This is a genomic window from gamma proteobacterium symbiont of Scutellera amethystina, assembly GCF_059730845.1.
Window position 1 is genome coordinate 3,731,975 of record NZ_AP035935.1, and the last position, 17,663, is coordinate 3,749,637.

The window sequence follows — 17,663 nt, forward strand, 5'->3', positions numbered from 1 at the left end:
GGGTTCCCCTGTCAGATACTCAGTCCGCGATTTTCATCAAGCTGGCGCGCAACGTGAAACGCAGCCTCAAGCTCACTGCAATTTAATTCGTTCATGATTTGTCGTCTCTCGGCTTTCTCTGGTTTTTCAGTCATCCCCAGCGCCAGGTAGAGACTGGGGGGAACCGCACGAAAGAGCGCCTGCACCTTCTCTGAAATAATGACGCCTTCCGTATATTTCCGGGGGACCTTCGTCGCTGAAAGCAGCATTTCCCGTTGTTCAGCTGTCAGCGTCTTGAAGCGGGCAATCTGCTCGACCTCCTGCGGAGGCATTACCAGACAGATCCACCACTCCGCCATGTTCAGCATTTTTTTTGCGGTATCAGGGAAATCCTCGAGGTTCTGGGTGAAAATCCAGAGCCAGGTGCCGAGCTTACGCCACATTTTGGCAATTTTTGTCGCGTAGGGCCCGAGCAGCGGGTTCGTCGTTACGATATGTCCTTCATCGATGGGCACAATAATATTCCTGTCGCTGTACTGATCTCGCTCAGCGATATTATTGATTGAGTTAAGCAGCGAAATGACCGCAACGGCCATCTGCGCCTCATAGCCCTCACGGGCCAGCGTACCCAGATCAACGATCGTGACATCCGCCTCTGGCCACGGTGTGCCTGGACGGTTGAAGAGTTCGCCTTCGAAGCCTTCAGTGAACATCCGTAGCGCCTCGGACATTTCTTCCGCACGGGAACGACGTGCCGCAGTTCGCTTTTCCCGGCCATCTTCTCCCTGGCTGCTGTCCCGGGCAATATTCTGCAACGCAAACATCAGGTCTTCAGGCAACATCTGCCGGCTTTCCTCAAAAGCCGTGCGGGCGGCGATCATGATGGCCTCACGGATCATGCCACGGTCTGCGCGTGTTAATCGTGATTCTTCTGCAGCTTCTCCGCCAGTGATCATCAGGCGGGCGGCAATTTCCATTTCACCGAGTACGTCACGCTCTTCATCCTTATCTTCATCGTCATCAATATCCGGAAGAGCGTCTTCACTGATGATCAGTTCATCCGGTTTTGCCTGCATCAGCAGATGTGAGTCACCGAAAGGTGCGAGAGAAACAACTTTACCGGGCTTGATACTGACCCGATGTACGCTCAGGCCCAGGGAGGCGCAGTAATCACCAAACAGGCCGAAGCTGTTACCTGCTTCTATCAGGAAAATACGGGGGCGATAGATGGCCATCATCTGGGCAAGCTTGACCAGCGCGGTGGCGGACTTGCCGGCACCGGTTGGCCCAAACAGCATTAGATGCGCGTTCTGCGTGCGGTCATTTTTGTTAAGCGGATCGACCGAGAGCGGGCCACCGCCCCGGTTAAAGAAGGTGAAGCCCGGGTTGCCGGTGCCGGTATCACGACCGTAGACCGGTGCCAGGCAGGCAAAATGCTGCACGAACATCAGGCGCGTATACCAGTTATGCCGGTCCTGTGCCGGATTAAAGCACATGGGTAATGCGCGCATATAGGTGCTGAGCGGACCGATATCATGCTCCGGGTTAACCGGCTCAAGGCCGCAGTTGAGCAGCTTGCTGCTGAGATCAAGATAGCGCTTATCCAGCGATGGAAGGTCCCGGGCTTTAATCAGCAGGGTAATGGCAGCCCGATACAGTTTATGTTTATTACCCAGGTAAGTGCGGGCTGTGGCGGCATCCTCGCGCGCGCGCAGGGAGTCCACGTTTTCACCCATTGAATCACGGCTCAGGCGGGCAAAGTTTTCTTCCAGCTTATCCTGAGGGTGAATGACCAGCGTCAGGGCAAGCACGGTGCCCTCAGGCAGCAGGTCCATAATGGCATTAATATGTTCACCGCGTTTCACCTCACCCGTCAGGTGACCTGTTGAGGGCGCATTGCGCAGACGCGCCACGGGAACAGCTTTATGCGCCACATCATCAAACCACCATACACCTTTATCCCCGTCGCTGCGCGGGCGAGTAAACCACAGGCTTTCACTGAAATCGTTCAGCAGAGGTAAATCACCCGGCGCATCGTCAGTGTGTTTTGCACAACGATAAAGTGTCGCTTTATCAACCCATTTCGGATCGGGATTGAACCAGCGCAGCAGCCAGCTGTGGATCTGCTCTCCGTTCTGACGCCGGCACTGGATACCCGCACCACTCATTGCAGAGGTCAGACGATCGCAAACCTGTTTGAGCAACACCTCGGGCGCCATCGGGTCGCGATACGGTGATTCAACCCAGCGGTAAATCACCATACGTGTACGCCTGATCTGGCCGCGCCAGGGCGCACCGGTGACAGCCTCATCCAGAAACAGACCCTTTTCGCTGGCCACGTTCTGCAGATGCCGCTCCTGCTCTGTCAGCCAGGCTTCCGTAAAAGCCGTTCCCTGAGCAGTGGGCTTCACATACCCCCTGATTCCGTCCATGTAGACGGTCAGATCTGACTCGTCCTGGCAGTAAAACTGCACCACCCACTGGTGAGCATCCAGCTCCGGGAGGCTGTCCTGCAGGGCGTTTTCCACCACGTCACGAATTTCATCGAGCCGTGTGTCAGGTCGTCCCTCGGTCCCAACCGGGATCACTTCGTAAACGGCGCCGACCGACACGCCATCATCAAGCAGAATGCACTGGTGCTCAGGTAGATACTCGCCCCACGGGATGTGGTCGATAATGGAAGGCGCAGTATCATACAGCTTGGCTTCATCACGGCGGGTAAGCCGCCCCTCCCGCGTCAGCGGTTCATGCCCGTTAATGGAAAACGGGCCATCTCCAAACTGATGCGGCGCCTGCGCGTCGGCCCGACGGTGAAAAAGAGAAAAAGCCATTACAGATCCTCCGTGCGCTCACCAGGCAGCGCATACTGCACCTGGCTGTAAAACGGGAAAACGGTGCTGTAGCCGGGCACCGGCGTATTGCCGTCGGCCAGGTGCGGGAACACGTACATGACCATGTCGGGATTAGGCAGGCGCGGAAACGTCTGCTGTATTTCATTTTCCTGCGTGCGGCTGTAGCTTTCGCGCGTCTGTTGAGAAATCACGCGTTCGCTGTCCGTAACCGGACGGCGCAGTGTCGTGCGGCTTTCGCCGGTTGCATGTGTCGCAGAGGCGCCATCATTCCAGAGCTCAAGCATGCTGCTGTCTCCGGGCGGCAGCATCTCGTCTTTGGACGTGCTGCAGCCGGCCAGGGATAATGAAAGCATCAGTGTCAGAGGCAACACCAGGCGGGGTTTAGCGCCGTGCATTCGCGTCCTCCATTGTTTCAGGGTCTGTAATGACTGCAGACACACGCATCACCCGACCGTCAGGCAGGGGAAACAGCATATCGGTCTCTTCCCGGGCCAGTTTCTGGCCAACCGCAAACATGGCCCAGTCGGTAACCTCATGGGGTGATCCCTCCCACTTTCCATTATCTTTCCGGACATAACCGGCATACAGGCGTCCACTGAGTGGGGTATACCCCACCCGATACTCAAGGTTGGTGTTTTGCATTGAAATCCCCGTTAGTCCATGCCTGTGCCATTGCCGGCCAGGCTGAAGTCATATTTAACCTTGCGGCCTTTTTCTTCGTAATCAATGGCCAGCTGTCGTGTGATATGCAGCGCCACCTTCTGACCCGGCGGTACATAAATGGCATCAAATGTTTGTCCGTAGCGGGCTTTCACCCAGTCGATCGTTTCCCGCATGCCGCCGGAAAGCGCCTTGCCCAGCACGGCCTGACCGGCATCACCCGTGAGAGTTGAAGTCACGCCACCGTAGGCGTTGGTCTGGCCGGTATTCTGATTTTCCGCCACGGCATCACCCGCCGCACCGGCGGCCGCAAGTGTGGTGATGGTCGGCAGATAGGTTGAGGCGTTGCTTTTACGTGTGCCTGAAATGCAGGGAATGCCGTTGTCGTCTGACAGCCAGCCAATGCTGCTGTTATTACCGTTCGCGTTGCCGCTGTTCTGATTGCCGCCACTGTTCTGGCCATCCGGAGAAGGCAGCGTCCTGACGGTGCCGTCGGTAAAGACAAACGTGATGCTGGTAATTGACCCGCGCACGCACGACAGCGTCCAGTCCCCCGTCGCGGTACCGGACACGATTGCCCCCTGAACATCGGGAAGCTCGATGCCGTTCGCCGTCAGGTTATCCCTGCCGATCATGACCTTGAAAGGATAGGGATCAGTGACTTTACCATCGATGGGAATACGCCCCAGTAAGGCGGTCATCGCCTGACTGCCTACGAGCGTGGAGTTTTCCGGAAGCGTAAATACCGGAATGGTCGCCTTCTGCGCATCCGTAAGCTGAGTCTGAACCATTGCGGTTGCTTTTCCTGCCGCCTGTTTTCCTGCTTCACCCGCTTCGGAAAACGAAGTGGCAAAGGAGAAACCGGTCGCGTTGTTTTTATTGCTGTCGGTCACCGGCCGGCCGCTGGCATCAACGGATACCCCGTCTCTGGGCTCAACCCACTGCAGGCCATCAGAAGAAGACGATACGCCGGAAGCGCCGCTATTCAGTCCGCTGTCGTAGCCCAGCCCAATCGGAATATCACTGCCAGGACTGCTGCTTTTTCCGGATTCCGTGCCGGCACCGCCATTCTGCAGCTGATCCATCAGCCGTTTGACCTGTGAGCTGAGATCCGTGACCTGAGCGCTGAGCTGCTGGCGTTTCTGCGCTTCCTCATTGCGGGCATTGCTCACCGCCTGGCTGATCTGTGCGTCCACGTTGCTGTTGGTGGTTTTCAGGACTTTATTTTCGTCAGTGAGTTTTTTGTTGTCGTCCGCGAGCGAATCGAGACGGTCCTGAACTTTGCGGAAATTTCCCACCACCGTGCGAAGCGTGTCCTGCGGCGTGTCACCCTCGATCCCCGCGGCCTTGAGGTCTTCCGGCGACAGGTCTTTCAGCGCAGAACTGGCTGCGTTGCCTGTCATCGCCGGATGATTTCCGCCCCCTGAGCAGGATTTCACGCCGACGACAATGGCACCGGCCAGCACCACCGGCACGGCAATTTTAACGATGAGATTAGAGGCAGGTGCTTTCATTATTTTACTCTCCGCTTACGGCTGTCAGCAGGCTGCTGAGACGGCGGTTCGGCAATGAATGCCCCCTCCGGGCGCCCGGACGTAACCAGATAAAGAACCGTTGTATCCTCAGGCGTACCTGCACGGCCGAGCCAGCGGTGCTGGAAGGTGGCCGTAATAAACTGCCCCTCCAGCGCGCGCGGATCGAGAATCACTTTGCCGGCTGAACGGTTACGGACCTGCAGCGCAACCACGCTGCTGCCCTGCAGGCTCCATGCTGCCATTGGTGTAACGCTGACGGGTTCTGAGGGCATCAGTGTGGTAACAGCGGACGGCAGCTTCAGTGAAACCGGACTGATACCCGGCACCGGCTCAACCGTACGCAGCGGGCCATACATGTTCTGAGCCGCATAGCGGGTCAGCACGACAGGCAGAGGGGCATTGAGTTTAGCGGGCTTACGATCCTGCTGAGGAGCATCCACATCCGATTGCTTCGCCTGACGCCCGGTGCTGTCCCCATCGCTGCTGACGGACTGCCTGTCACTGGCTGATACGGTGGCCACTTCACCGTCATAAACAATTTTCACGGGTTCACGCGTGGTTTTACCGGATGCTGCAGAGACATCCAGCAGGATAATCTCCCCGTTCTCTTTGTTCTGCAGCTCAAGTCGCGTCACCGGAAACGCTTCGCTGGCATTGAGATAGACCACGCCGCTATTGCTCTGTATACGCAGCTTGTTGTTGAGCGAGGGCGGAAAGCCAACGCGTACGTTTTTATTCACAAAAACGATACGCTCCTGGCCCACCGTCAGGGGGACCTGCAGCGGGATACGCTCCCATTTCATCAGCTCAACGGCGTTCGCCACCCAGGGAAAACACAGGCTGACGAGAAAAATGAGTGAATACTTTTTCATCCGTTTTCCCATCACTTTTTCTCCGGCTCAGGCAGGGTGACAGCTTCAAGCCGCTGAGGCGTAGCCGCATAGCAATCCAGCGCCAGCCCAAAGGGATTGCGCTCTGGATCGCCTTCCCAGCGCACCACTTTCAGGGGATACCGGACCAGCGCTCGCTTGACCGACTCGGTGTGGTAATACTCGTCTGCCACCAAGTCCAGCCGTGCGATCCAGTTGTCCTGATCGAGAATGGTGACGCTGCGGCTGCTGTAGCCACGGCGGGGAATTTCATATACCACCCGCACGCGGTCCCGGAGTTCATCACTGTTTTTACGCATCTCTGCATCTTTATTCATAAAGTCCTGGCAGGACGGCGTCAGGTAAGGGCTCATCTGGGCAATTTTGGCCGGATAATCCACCTCACCATTTTTGGGCCATGAGTTCAGCTGCTGAAAGATATAGAACGCAAAGCTGTATACGGTGGATGGCGGAACCTCCCACCATTTTCGCGTACTACCCGATCGAAGGTCCGGTGGGTTATGGATGGTAAGTTCGGAAGGCGCGCGCATCCAGCCAATCCCTGTGACCAGCAGGCCGGCGAACAGCAGAACACAGGCGATGCGAAGAGAAATGATGTGATTATCACGCGCGGTCATACCGTTACGAAACCGGCTCATCGCTCACCTCTCTGCGGCATGGCCCGGGTTCGCTTCAGCTCCCACGCCCGGCTGTCGAGTACCAGTGAACGGGAAAGGCGGGCACGGCATCGAATTTCCTCCAGCCGCTGCCAGATGTAATTTTCCGGCTTGCCACGTTTATAGCCAGCAATCCAGCCGCCACCCAGGAAGATGACAATGAGTGGCATCAGCAGCATGCAGGTGGGAAAAGCCAGCAAGCCGATAAAGGGCACCAGCGCCAGCGGCACCGCCAGGGGAATACCGGCGACGAGGCCAATGATGGCCGCCAGAAGAAACTCGCCAGACGTGAAGCCTTTCCACACCACGGGCGGATTGTTCAGACGATCAGGAAGGAAGTCGATGACGGCCATGCTGGCTCCTTACAAAATGTCAGAGGCTTTAGTGGCCAGATAGATGACGGCGAGGATGAGAATGATGCCAACCACCCCGTAAAGCAGGAACTCCGTCCAGGAACCTTTCCCCTTACGGATGTCGTGGAAAGAGGTAATGACGGCATGGGCGACCGCGAGGAAAGCCGCAACGCTAATCAACAGCCCGAGCGCCAGCCCACCCATTTTGGCGTACCCCATAAAGGTGTTATAGGTGCCGCCACCACCGCCGGTCGTGGGCTGCTCAATTGGCGGCAGATCAGCAAGCGCCTGTCCACTGATAAAACCCGTCAGCAACAGCCCGGCGCGTGCGAATGCAGAGTGGTAAAGCCTGAGTAATGTGGATTTCATTGAGGTGTCCTTTTAGTGGAAAAACAGAAACAGCGTTGCCAGGTAAAGCACGATTAGCCTTACCGCAAGTTCATTGAACTGACGAAACGTCACGGATTTGGAGGCAATACCGCGATAGGCCTGAACCAGCGCCCAGGCGCAGAACAGAAGAATGACGACGGCCAGCAACCCCAGAATGAGGGTGTTAAGTTGTACGGGCGTTAGGCTGCTGCCGGTGCCGGCGCTCCACCCGTTCAGTTGCGCGCCGTTCATCGCCATGCGGGTTCCTCAGCACGATACTGGCCGGTAACAGCGGACTGCCGGGACGCGGGTTGTGCCCTGGAGGGTTCCAGATAGGCTGAAATACCCTGCTTCATGGTGGTGATATCGCGTGTCGCCTGCAGATAGTCGAAATAAAAGCGGGCATCCTGAGTCTGGTTTGCCGCGACACGGGCCCGGTCAAGCCCGGCCTGCACCTGATCCAGCTGACGCATGACAAGCGCCAGCTCGTCTTTCTCGGAGGCGTGACACTGCAGGACGGGAAGTGTGGTTATCAGCAGGGCAATGAGGTTTATAGTGTGACGCATGAGGCTCTCCCGGTTTTCTTGTCGTCGGGAGAGTGACGCAAAGCAGCGGTGCTTACAGCAGGAAATTCTTTATGTGCTGTCAAAAATTTAGGTGTAACTGCCCGGGATGATTAATTTACTCAACGTGCACGCCTTTACAGTAAGCTGCTCTACGGAAGGACTGAATTCGGTTGAGATGTCCGTAAATGTACAATTTCAGTAGGGTGCGGTGGAGGAGGCGGTCACGCACTTGTGCTGCGGCACGACGATCGGGTTTAACGAGGCGGGTGAGTTGTATGCTATCTCTCAGGGTGGTGCGTTCATTTCGGCTGTCGGCGATATGGCTATCAAGGCTGCGCAAGTCACAGTGGATAAGGGCTAATGTCCGAAAAAGTGGTTAATCGGACCTGAATTACGCTCATCGTTGTACCCAGCACTAAAAATAGGCAAATTTTTTAGCGCGTGATAAACTTACCGAAAGCAATAAGAGGAGCGAAAAAAATGAGCAGTCGTCGCATGCCAGCTCTTAGCCCGGAAGAAATCCGCAAAATTTCAGCAACTGCCGTGGCGAATGTCGCTGCGCAAAAAATAGTAACTAATGCCCCTACTGGCAGCACTTTTGTTAAGGCGTCAATGTCTGGGAAAGTCATGAGCAAACAGACTCATGTACGCAATTCTAAGGATTCATCAGGCTATGTAGTGAGAGGGGAAGACTCCCTCGTTGACAAAGCCCGTAAGGTCCTTGCTTCCAGTGCTTTATCTCAAAGCAAAAGTCGCGAGTATCTGCAAGATTCGTTTAACTCGGTCCGTAAAACGATCAAGTCATAATTTTTCATATTTTGAAATGCCCCTGCTGGGGCTTTTTTTTTGGTGAAGCATGGCCCAAGAAAACAAAAAATGGGTATTTACCGAGCTGGTAAAAGATCCAAATAATATAGAGCAACTAATTTCGTATGCCATCTATAAAGGATTCAAAGACGAAAAGGCGCAGAGTCTTCGAAAGGAGAATAAAAGCGAAGCTGAAATTGAGGATGAGTTAGTCAAATACCACGATCATTGCCTCACTTCGCCAAAGCAGCTGGATGTATTCCGGGAAAAAGCGTCACAAATCGTTGGCGGCTATGTTACAGCGGCAAACAGCGGGCTACAGGCGCGTGCAGATGCAGAATTTGCTAAATTTGAAGCTGATAAAAAGAAAAGCATCGTGGCTCTCGAAAGGAAAGCAAAGGATGCTGAAAAAGCCGCCTTAAAAAAACTTATTTCCGGAGCGGAACAATACAGCAAGCAAATCAAAAAGCCGGTAGGTTTATTTGAAATATCTAAAGCATGGGGCTGGACGCTGATTAAGTTTCTTTTTTCTGGCGTGCCCAAACTTTTTGCCACTGCATTTTCGATAGGCCTTCTATTTTCTTTATATGGGTTAATTAATGGAGACGCTGTTACAGGTCTGCGAAAAGGACTTTATAAAACAATTGATTTAACTGTGCCTGGGGAAAAGGTAGTTAGCGAGAACAGGGATGTAAGTTCATTTACCCCTGAAGGACATGAAGCACCAGCGGAGAAAAGCCCCGCGACGGCGGGGCATAACCATTAGCGAGTCGGGCCTTAATACGGCCCGTCAATTTCGGGGTAGTAGCCGCATTGGTAAGGGGAACGGCTAACTAAATCCGTTACATGTATTAGCACAGACTGGATCTGACGACTTTCACTAGCAGCAGAAAGGAGGGTGATAGGACGCTCACAGGTAATGCCGGCTTTCATCCTTTCAGACTTATTTTTCTAACTGTGTGTTCCGGTCGATCAGCAAGGTCCGTTCATAATTCAGTTTCCCCGCCAGCGCTTTTAGTCAGTACCGCGATTTCCAGACTATGGTATAGTTTTTCTCCAATCGACATGGTATGACCTAGCAGCTCATCCAAATCCTGTTCTGTAATCACTACAGGGTATCCGTCTTTATCTTTACCGCCCCGGTGCACCAAATGGTTACGCTTCAGTGTGGCTATTTCAATCACATCGATTGGCCAGTCCTTCTGTACGTCAATATCAAACGTAGCTTTGAATCGCTTCAAAACGCGATCTGTGTTATGCCAGCTTGCGCTGATCAAATGTTCCTTTACTGCTTTGAGAAGCTCATCTCTTACTTTCTCAATAGGTTCACCTTTGAAAGGTAAAGCGGCAATCTCTTTACTTACTTTGAACTCTGACTTTCCCTTTTCAATGAATTCAGCAATATAAGAATCATTTTCATTAATGGCGCTAATGAACAACTCAACATAAAGTGTTTCCAGCGTTGTAATGACATTGGTGTACAGAAGACTGAGAAGATGATCCTTCCTTTCACCTTCAAACTCTCCATTAGCTAGGGATTTTATGCCTTTAATATTTCCGACGAATTTAGCGAAAGGGGCTTCGGATGACGTGACCGCGTTGTACAAATCATCAACGTACCAGTCGGTGTTATTTGAATTTCCTGACCATTCGAAGCAATCCTCTTGGAGTTCGTCTACTAACTCCTGAATGTAATCGTCCTTAACGAATCCGCCAAAGTACCCCTGAAGCTCCTCATCAGCGTCGTATGGACCGCCATAAATATAGGCGTATCCACCTTCCCGAGAGTTATAAGGGCAGGCATTAACTGGGTCTTCGTAGTGCTCATAAAACCAGTTGCGCATCACTTCCAGCTGATTCGCTTTGCTGTTGTATTGCAGGGATTTAAGCGGGACTCTCTTATTATTAATCATAAAGATTTCTGACATATCTTTATGCCCTCCAGACTGGATTATAACCTTTGAATTTTTCCTAAAGATTAATGTAGCACGCTTTAGGAAATGCCTGCTGCTGATACGCATAAACTTCAGCCACTGCTAGGTTTAGAACGTCTCCTAATCCCCGTCAGACCGGACAGTCAGTCCAACTGCGCTAGCCGGTAAAGCGGGCAGACTCCGCCGAACCGCCATAAGCATTGTTTCGGGTCTAGTTGCTGGTGTAAGTATCCCTGCAAAACGGACAATCCTTTTTAAGAGAGCCTCTGGCACTTCAACTTCCGCTTTTGGTACTTAACCGCCTCAGGAATGATGACTTCATCAGCTCAGCCCGGAGGGTTTACTTGCTGGGCCCTATTATAACGCACTGAATATATTAATATTTACTTGCCGGCTTGAAATGCCTTGTTAGATGCCTTCCACAATCAGCATCAGAATCATGAACCCGACAAAAAAATTGCAGTGCCCCGGCAAGTTTCGATCTCTCATGCCACTTAAACAACATAAAAAAAGCCCGCACCAGCTGCGGGCCCCCGGGGAGCATCCCGAAAATGGTATAACGCGCTCTATCTTCAAAGGTATTTCTTGAATGACCCCGTTACTACGGCCAGCACGCCACCAACCAGCAGTGCTGAAGGCAGTAACAACAGATTTGGCCATACCGCCGTGGGCCATGCCAGGTAGAGCATGCAGGGACCATACAGAGCGGGTTTAATAAAGCGCTTGGCGTGGTGATAGACAAAGCTTGATTCATAGCCGGCACCGTATCGCCGTAAGTCACGCCTGACCAGCCCGTCCACCACGCCCATGATGACAACCAGCGCAAACAACGGCAGGCTGAGAAAAAGGATCATGACCCGGATGAAGAAAATCAGCGTGACCCAGACCGTGGCCTGAAGGTACACACCCAGCCAGCTAACCAGTGAAGCACCCAGCCCATTGAGCGCCGGAATGAGCCCGCTGCCTTTTTCACTCAGGGATTTAAATGACTGCAGCCAGCCGCTGAATCCGCTGTCCACGAACAGCCACTGCCACGCAACATGGACCCAGCGGCTGACTGTCTCAACAGGAGCAGCCATTAGCAGGCTTCGTGTATACCCCTCCGACAGCCAGTGACTTTCAGCCACCATCACCCGGTAGCTGTGAGAGGCGCCTTCCTCCGGCCACATCAGCGCGATACAGGCATATTCAATCAGCAGGCTGACGAGCAGTGATCCGAGCAGCACGCCGATAAGGCCCACAGGAAAATCCCACAGAAGCAGCCCAATCGGTCCTGACTGCCGCTGGCGCGCAGGGGCGCTGCGCTGTCCGCTGTCACCGTCATGCTGGGACATCCGGACCTCCTGCCAACGGCATGTCACCACCCGTCCACCATGTCTCACCGGTGTGGTAGTTTTTTTCCATATTGTCAGCCAGTTGCTTCAGACTGGCTGGCATATGTGGATCGTCATTATCTGCCGGCAGCGGCATGCGAATTTTCCACAACCGCCCCCCTTCAAGTAACGCAAAGGCCTGACCCTTTGGCAGGTTGATGATATCTGCAGGGCTTATCATCGGGACTTTTACCAGACTCACCTGGTCATTAACGTTGCTGTTAAAGTCTGTTCCTTCCCCGGGACGGGAAACATCCGTGACGCCGGAAGTCAGCGTTTTCTGGTAAACATCCACTTCAGGGAGCTGATCGGTGAGCAGCATGGCGGTGTTCTTCTCGCGCACGCGGAGCATGACCAGCGTGTTGAAGTTCCCCACCACCTGATTCGCTTTAGCCGTGCTGCCGATCCGTGCCTCAATATCGGACAGGGTCTGGGTGTACGCGGTCACCTGAAAGCCGGCGCCGCCCCCTTTGTTGATGAGCGGAATGAACTCATCCCCCATCAGCTCGTTGAACTCATCGCAGTGCAGGTTGATGGCCACCTTTGCGGATTTACCTTCCTCCTCATCGCCAAGACCGAACTTGTAGATGTGACCGCCCTCAGAGACCAGATCGGCAAACATGCTGTTGCCAACGGCCGCGGCCACCACCGGATCAGAGAGCGCATCGAGGCCGACATACACCACGCCGCGTGACTTGATAATATTGTGCCAGTCGAGAATGGGGCGCGGATCGTCAAGGTCTGTGTAATCAGGCGCAAGAAGCGCAGCCGTCTTACCGGTAGTGAGTTTCTCCAGCAGCGGCAACAGGGAGGCCACAATTTTATCGAAGTAGGTGCGATCGTACTGGACTGCGCTGCGCAGACCATCAAGCACCGGGTCCCAGAGCTTCTTCCCCTCCGGACTGCCCAGCACCTGCTCCGATACCCAGATTTTCGCGCCGTTAGGCCTGCCCTGAAGATGACGCGGCAGGTCCTTGTCGATGATCCCGCTCTGCATCATGGCCTCTGCGGTATTCAGCAGCTGCGGCGCTTTTTCACTCAGCAGGTTATCCACGTAGGTTTCGTACAGCTCGCCGATATTAGTGACATAGCGGAGAATGAGGCCGTAATCCGGTCGCTGACCGAGGGCGACCAGCGCGCGCGTGATGATATTGACGAAGCGCCAGGCAAACTCCCGGAAGGCGGCGGAATTACCTTCACCGGAGAGCTGTCCGGCAACGCGTGACGCCACCTCTGAAATACGGCTGAAGCGTCCGACGGCGTTGTACCGTGCGCTGATATCGGGCCAGCCAAGATGAAACACCCAGAAGTTATCCTGACGCCCCGCTCGGTGCGACTCCGCGTACATCCGACGCAGCAGGTCAGCGTCCCCTTTGGGGTCAAACACAATGACCACCTCATGATCGCCGGCGGCATTTTTACGTCGGATGTCCTGGGTGATGAGCAACTCCGCCAGACGGGTCTTGCCCACGCGGGTGGTACCGATAACGAGCATGTGTCCGACGCGTTCGCCGAGATCGTAGGTGACCGTCGTCTCATCAGGCTCAACGCCGTGATAGATAGGGCTGCCGCCGACCGGCGGCAATGGTCGAAAAGGGTTGAGCGCCATATCTGCACGGGTCAGCCGGCACAGCCAGGGGAGGCTGTATTCCATCCTTTTTTCCATTTCGCGTGCCATGCGGTAGAGCACGGAGGGCTGCACGTAGATTTCGCATTCAGGACGACGCGCCTCCATCAGTCGCTGGGTATGACGTGCCGACCACTGGAACCCTTTGCCCAGAAAAAGATGGCGCCGGCTGACCGGGATCTGATCGCTGGTCAGCACGTAACGGGGGAGACGGCGGATATTCTGCCGGTAGCGCAAAATTTTCATGCCCTGACGGGTCCGCTTCAGGGCAATGACGCCGAAGCCGGCAGCCGTAACCCAGCTTACGGAAGGCGCGAGTGCCACCGCCCAGGGGGCGGTCAGGCATATGCAGGTCGCACTGGCCGCAACCGTAGCGGAATAGAGCTCTACCGCCGGGCGCAGCAGGGACTCCATAACATAACGATCGCTCATGAAAACTCCCTGCGGGTCTGCCAGCCAGAAGAGCCGGTAAGCTTTGCTGCAGCATTCATTTTGCGGTCAACCTCTGCCGAGCTTTGCAGCAGATTGTCATTCTTACTCGCCATAAAATCAGACATTGTTATCTCCCTCTTAATCATGAACAGTTGTGGAAGAAGCGTGTTTTTCTGGGGAGTGTTGTCGCGGGGCCTGACAATGTGACTGGGTGTTCAGGTAGTCCATCCAGCGCCGATCGCCAGCCAGCAGCCAGAGTAGCCGCTGGCCGCTGATGAGCGTGATGCCGCTGTAATGTCGTAAGGCATCCCGGCTCACCTCACCCGTACGCCCGGTATGAATAAACAGACCAGAGCAGCGTTCGCACTCTGTCAGCAACCCGAATGCAGAAACGTGTGCCGCACTGATGGTTGCACTGTACCGCTTGGCCTGAATCAGAAAGCGGCGACCATTGATCCAGACGGTCCCATCGGCCCCCCCCCCCCATCACCGCTGTAACGGACATTGCGCTGTATACGCAGCCCCTGCCGTGACAGCGCTGTCAGCAACATCTCTTCAAACACATACGGATTCATCTTGCGAAGCCAGCTTATCCGCGCTGGCTCGTCGCGCAGCCGGGACAGGCGAAGCAGCGCCCGGGCAGCCTGTTTCTGATAGCGGCGATGCCGGCGCTGGGTGACAGAACGGCGCGCTGATATCAGAAGGGCCAGTGAAGTCGCAAAAGCGATTAACAGGACAACCAGCCCGCGATGCTGGCTGAACAGCTCCGGGATAAGGGTTACCGGCATCACTGTGAAATTCCTGTTGCGGTGATCAGCGCCGGATAATGTGTCAGCGCCAGCCGGCGGGCCAGATCTCCGCCGCTGACAGGCACCATTTCAACCGCCGGGGCTATCTGACGCAGCGATTTCAGGCTGCTTTCATCCTGCACGTTGATAATCATGCCGGTTGCCTGCATACGCATGAGCTCAGCGGCATTCTGCTGCAGCCAGCGACGGGATGAGGGATCGTCACCCAGCACAAATACCGGTGGCATCCCTGGCAGGTTTACTGGTCTGGCAGTCACGGTGCCAGGTGACATTTCTGGTGTGCTGACGGGCAGCATATCTGAAATGGAAAGCGACACAGGGGGCGGAGGAAGCGCTGTTTCGGCCGAATCGGCCACAGGAGCCGTGTTAATTGCGTCGAAGAAAGGTGCGGTACTTTCACCGCCAAGATCCCCGACAACGGTGAGCGCTGCAAACGCACTGAAGGTTGCCATCAGCATGACAGGGAGGAGCGTCACAGGCAGGATATTACGGATTTGAATTTTCATTGAGGTTCAATCCAGGTAAGTGTTGAACGCGCAAGGATGACAGGCTGCTCACTGTGGGCGGGCATATCGGCTGGCGCAATCTGGCTGAGCTTGCGGCGCACTATCGCCATATAGGTTGCGGCGTGGCGCCCGCCCGCAGGGTGATGGTAGCAACCTGCAGCCTGCAGCCAGCTTCCGGGACGGGTGTCATAACAGGCCCGCAGAATACGGGCAGCAGCGCGAAGATTGGTGTAAGGGTCAAAAGCATCACGATAGGTGGCAAAGAAATGGCCATTCCATCCCAGATTCACCTGTACCAGCCCGACATCGATATTTTTCAGTGGCCAGCGCTGCATAAATCCGAGCAACGCCGTGAAGGCTTCCTCCCGGGTATCATAGTGATATCCCTTGCCTGCCACGTTGATCGTCCAAGGCCAGGGCTTTGCTCCCCATGCGGTACTGCGAGTACTTTCAGCCATAGCGAGCGAGTACAGCGATTCAGCAGGTACCCGCTCGGCTGCAGCAATTTCCCGGTAAGCATCCGGAATGACCTGGAGTGTCGGCGCACTGTGCGCTGCCGATGCCAGCAGCAGACCAGATACAACCATCAGAACGCGGCGAGCTGCCATCCGTTTTCCCCCTGCTGCAGAATCACAGGCATCTGCCCCTGTCCGTAACGCAGCCACAGGCCGCCGTCGTGGTTAAGTGTTATCTGGCGACTGCGAACCTTTTCCACCGGAATGTTATGCCGGATAGCCCAGGCGCGGATGGCCTCATCGCTGTTTCCTCCGACCAGATAAATATCAACCGGGCGATCGTCTGCAAGCACAGCCGCAAGACGCGCATCGCAGCGGGAGCAGTTCTCTTTAACAAACAGTGCAAGTCGTCCCTGCGTATCGTGTGCTATCCCGGCAGCATTGCTGCCCATATTTACGGCCAGCGTCTCGGGATACAGGCGGAGCCAGGCGGCATTGATTTCGCGCTGGAAGGCCAGTTCTTTTTCAGTTCGCTGGTATTCATGCCTGACCCAGAGTTCGGCCAGGCGACGACGCTCAGCGCTGTTGCTGGTTTCTACACCCAGAGCAGTAAGAGGATCGAGACCGGGAGACATAATGCCGCGCTCGCCCCGCATGAGCGTCTGATAACGGCTCCAGTCACTGTCAGAAAGCCCCCACTGCTGCGCCTGCTGCTGTGAACTCAGCGTGCCCGAGGAGGACTCCTGCAGCGGGGATACGCTGCTCTGCCCTGACGGCGTCTGAACCGTTGCCGCATCTGAAAGAAATGACATCAGAATCAGCACGGCAGGTAAGCTTTTTTTAATCACTGATCTATCTCCGTTCATTCAACATGCAGCCGTTGCTGGCTGCCGTTAACCGTAAAGAGCGCGGTGCGACTTCCCTCTGTTGACCGCAGCGTCCAGCCAAGCAGGGAATCACCTGGTGAAAGCAGGCGCATGGCGGATATCTGTGAAGCACCGCGCGGAATGACAACGGCGAAGGTCTGCCCGCCACGGCGTTCAATGCCGGTCAGCACAAACGGTGCAGCCAGCGTCACCGTGCGCCTGGCTGACCGGTTAATCTTTTTTGCAGGTGTCGCCGCGCGGGTTTTCGCTGCTTCAGTGGCAGTCCGGCTCTTCTCAGGCTCAGCCGCTTTCTGCGCCAGCTGCCGGTTGAGCTCTTTCAGTGCGGAGGATGACTGCTGAACATCGTGCTCAAGAGAACTTAAGCGCGTATGCAGCTGAGCAATCACCTGGCCGTTGCTGCTGCCGGCATCCTGCAGCTGACTGACTGCGTTTTTCAGGCTGGCCTGTTCATCACCGGCCGACTGCAGTTCCGCAGGGATTGAGGCTAAGGCGGCTGTCTGATGCTCAAGTGTTTTCAGGCGCGCTTCCATTGATGAGACATTGGAGGCGAGCTGACCAATCTGGCCGCTGCGAAACGCCGCATCGAGTGTGTTAACGCGTATAGTCAGGTCTGATACCTGACGCCCCATGACAATCAGCGCGATCAGGGAACCCGTCAGACTGACCGTAAGCAAAACGATGCTGCCGCCTTTGAGGATTTTTCGGGGGTTAAACGGAAGCCGGATTCGGGGCTTATCCGCCGCGGCGGGCTGCACCTCTGACGCTCCGGCCTGATGCTCAGGAGCGTCAGGGAGCAGTTCCTCGGGCGAGGCATGACTGAGTGACATACTGGGATTCCTTATGGCTGCACAGCAGAACGGCCATAAGGTGCAAAAACGCGCGACGAATAACGATGATTAACTCATTAGTCGTTTGTGAAAATTTCCGGGCGGCGGATACATCGGTAAATTAAACAGGGCCTAGAAGTCTCTGT

Annotated in this window: 20 protein-coding genes and 2 pseudogenes; 3 read left to right on the forward strand and 19 right to left on the reverse strand. The window is 55.1% G+C overall.

Annotated elements, in window-relative coordinates:
* Nucleotides 1-11: 11 nt before the first annotated feature.
* Genes AC6I79_RS17685 through AC6I79_RS17730 form a run of 10 tightly spaced genes read right to left on the reverse strand, consistent with a single transcriptional unit; the run spans nucleotide 12 to nucleotide 7,860 of the window.
* Nucleotides 12-2,810 (reverse strand): conjugative transfer ATPase, encoded by a 2,799-nt coding sequence (locus tag AC6I79_RS17685; RefSeq protein ID WP_498027423.1) that lies wholly within the window; start codon nucleotides 2,808-2,810, stop codon nucleotides 12-14.
* On the reverse strand, nucleotides 2,810-3,226 hold the full coding sequence (locus AC6I79_RS17690; RefSeq protein ID WP_498027422.1) for a TIGR03751 family conjugal transfer lipoprotein: 417 nt from the start codon (nucleotides 3,224-3,226) through the stop codon (nucleotides 2,810-2,812). The genes AC6I79_RS17685 and AC6I79_RS17690 overlap by 1 nt, the downstream gene beginning before the upstream one ends.
* A complete protein-coding gene (locus AC6I79_RS17695; protein ID WP_498027421.1) occupies nucleotides 3,213-3,473 on the reverse strand; it encodes a DUF7446 family protein in 261 nt (86 codons plus the stop codon). The genes AC6I79_RS17690 and AC6I79_RS17695 overlap by 14 nt, the downstream gene beginning before the upstream one ends.
* Nucleotides 3,474-3,484: 11 nt before the next feature.
* Nucleotides 3,485-5,005, reverse strand: coding sequence for a TIGR03752 family integrating conjugative element protein (locus AC6I79_RS17700; protein WP_498027420.1), 1,521 nt, complete (start codon nucleotides 5,003-5,005; stop codon nucleotides 3,485-3,487).
* Nucleotides 5,005-5,898, reverse strand: a complete 894-nt coding sequence (locus tag AC6I79_RS17705) for a TIGR03749 family integrating conjugative element protein (RefSeq protein WP_498027419.1) — start codon at nucleotides 5,896-5,898, stop codon at nucleotides 5,005-5,007. The genes AC6I79_RS17700 and AC6I79_RS17705 overlap by 1 nt, the downstream gene beginning before the upstream one ends.
* 11 nt (nucleotides 5,899-5,909) lie before the next feature.
* Nucleotides 5,910-6,554, reverse strand: a complete 645-nt coding sequence (locus AC6I79_RS17710) for a PFL_4703 family integrating conjugative element protein (protein WP_498027418.1) — start codon at nucleotides 6,552-6,554, stop codon at nucleotides 5,910-5,912.
* The gene (locus AC6I79_RS17715) at nucleotides 6,551-6,925 is read right to left on the reverse strand and encodes a TIGR03750 family conjugal transfer protein (protein WP_471808092.1); all 375 of its coding nucleotides are present in this window, start codon (nucleotides 6,923-6,925) and stop codon (nucleotides 6,551-6,553) included. Before AC6I79_RS17715 ends, AC6I79_RS17710 begins: the two co-directional genes overlap by 4 nt.
* A gap of 9 nt (nucleotides 6,926-6,934) precedes the next feature.
* Nucleotides 6,935-7,294, reverse strand: coding sequence for a TIGR03745 family integrating conjugative element membrane protein (locus tag AC6I79_RS17720; RefSeq protein WP_498027417.1), 360 nt, complete (start codon nucleotides 7,292-7,294; stop codon nucleotides 6,935-6,937).
* Between the two features lie 12 nt (nucleotides 7,295-7,306).
* On the reverse strand, nucleotides 7,307-7,552 hold the full coding sequence (locus AC6I79_RS17725) for a TIGR03758 family integrating conjugative element protein (RefSeq protein ID WP_498027416.1): 246 nt from the start codon (nucleotides 7,550-7,552) through the stop codon (nucleotides 7,307-7,309).
* Complete coding sequence (locus AC6I79_RS17730) at nucleotides 7,543-7,860, reverse strand: integrative conjugative element protein, RAQPRD family (protein ID WP_498027415.1); 318 nt, start codon at nucleotides 7,858-7,860, stop codon at nucleotides 7,543-7,545. Before AC6I79_RS17730 ends, AC6I79_RS17725 begins: the two co-directional genes overlap by 10 nt.
* 217 nt (nucleotides 7,861-8,077) lie before the next feature.
* On the opposite strand from AC6I79_RS17730, the pseudogene AC6I79_RS17735 reads away from it, so the two are divergent.
* From AC6I79_RS17735 to AC6I79_RS17745, 3 genes and pseudogenes are all read left to right on the forward strand, one after another.
* Nucleotides 8,078-8,221: pseudogene (locus tag AC6I79_RS17735) on the forward strand (baseplate protein); the annotation flags it as partial.
* A gap of 119 nt (nucleotides 8,222-8,340) precedes the next feature.
* A complete protein-coding gene (locus AC6I79_RS17740) occupies nucleotides 8,341-8,667 on the forward strand; it encodes a hypothetical protein (RefSeq protein WP_498012740.1) in 327 nt (108 codons plus the stop codon).
* Nucleotides 8,668-8,716: 49 nt separating this feature from the next.
* Complete coding sequence (locus AC6I79_RS17745) at nucleotides 8,717-9,433, forward strand: hypothetical protein (RefSeq protein WP_498027414.1); 717 nt, start codon at nucleotides 8,717-8,719, stop codon at nucleotides 9,431-9,433.
* Nucleotides 9,434-9,653: 220 nt separating this feature from the next.
* On the opposite strand, the gene AC6I79_RS17750 is transcribed toward AC6I79_RS17745, so the two are convergent.
* From AC6I79_RS17750 to AC6I79_RS17790, 9 genes and pseudogenes are all read right to left on the reverse strand, one after another.
* Entirely contained in the window at nucleotides 9,654-10,595 is a 942-nt protein-coding gene (locus AC6I79_RS17750; RefSeq protein ID WP_498012738.1) for a hypothetical protein, read from the reverse strand.
* A gap of 578 nt (nucleotides 10,596-11,173) precedes the next feature.
* A complete protein-coding gene (locus AC6I79_RS17755; RefSeq protein WP_498012737.1) occupies nucleotides 11,174-11,935 on the reverse strand; it encodes a TIGR03747 family integrating conjugative element membrane protein in 762 nt (253 codons plus the stop codon).
* Nucleotides 11,922-14,033 carry a type IV conjugative transfer system coupling protein TraD gene (gene traD, locus AC6I79_RS17760; protein WP_498027413.1) on the reverse strand — a complete coding sequence of 704 codons (2,112 nt, stop codon included), beginning with the start codon at nucleotides 14,031-14,033 and terminating at the stop codon, nucleotides 11,922-11,924. The genes AC6I79_RS17755 and traD overlap by 14 nt, the downstream gene beginning before the upstream one ends.
* Nucleotides 14,030-14,158, reverse strand: a complete 129-nt coding sequence (locus tag AC6I79_RS17765) for a hypothetical protein (RefSeq protein ID WP_498012735.1) — start codon at nucleotides 14,156-14,158, stop codon at nucleotides 14,030-14,032. Before AC6I79_RS17765 ends, traD begins: the two co-directional genes overlap by 4 nt.
* Nucleotides 14,159-14,171: 13 nt before the next feature.
* A pseudogene (locus AC6I79_RS17770) lies at nucleotides 14,172-14,821 on the reverse strand (restriction endonuclease).
* The gene (locus tag AC6I79_RS17775; RefSeq protein WP_498027412.1) at nucleotides 14,821-15,348 is read right to left on the reverse strand and encodes an integrating conjugative element protein; all 528 of its coding nucleotides are present in this window, start codon (nucleotides 15,346-15,348) and stop codon (nucleotides 14,821-14,823) included. The pseudogene AC6I79_RS17770 and the gene AC6I79_RS17775 overlap by 1 nt, the downstream one beginning before the upstream one ends.
* Nucleotides 15,345-15,956, reverse strand: coding sequence for a transglycosylase SLT domain-containing protein (locus tag AC6I79_RS17780; protein ID WP_498027411.1), 612 nt, complete (start codon nucleotides 15,954-15,956; stop codon nucleotides 15,345-15,347). The genes AC6I79_RS17775 and AC6I79_RS17780 overlap by 4 nt, the downstream gene beginning before the upstream one ends.
* A complete protein-coding gene (locus AC6I79_RS17785) occupies nucleotides 15,935-16,648 on the reverse strand; it encodes a TIGR03759 family integrating conjugative element protein (protein ID WP_498027745.1) in 714 nt (237 codons plus the stop codon). The genes AC6I79_RS17780 and AC6I79_RS17785 overlap by 22 nt, the downstream gene beginning before the upstream one ends.
* 17 nt (nucleotides 16,649-16,665) lie before the next feature.
* Complete coding sequence (locus AC6I79_RS17790) at nucleotides 16,666-17,517, reverse strand: plasmid transfer protein (protein WP_498027410.1); 852 nt, start codon at nucleotides 17,515-17,517, stop codon at nucleotides 16,666-16,668.
* Nucleotides 17,518-17,663 lie beyond the last annotated feature (146 nt).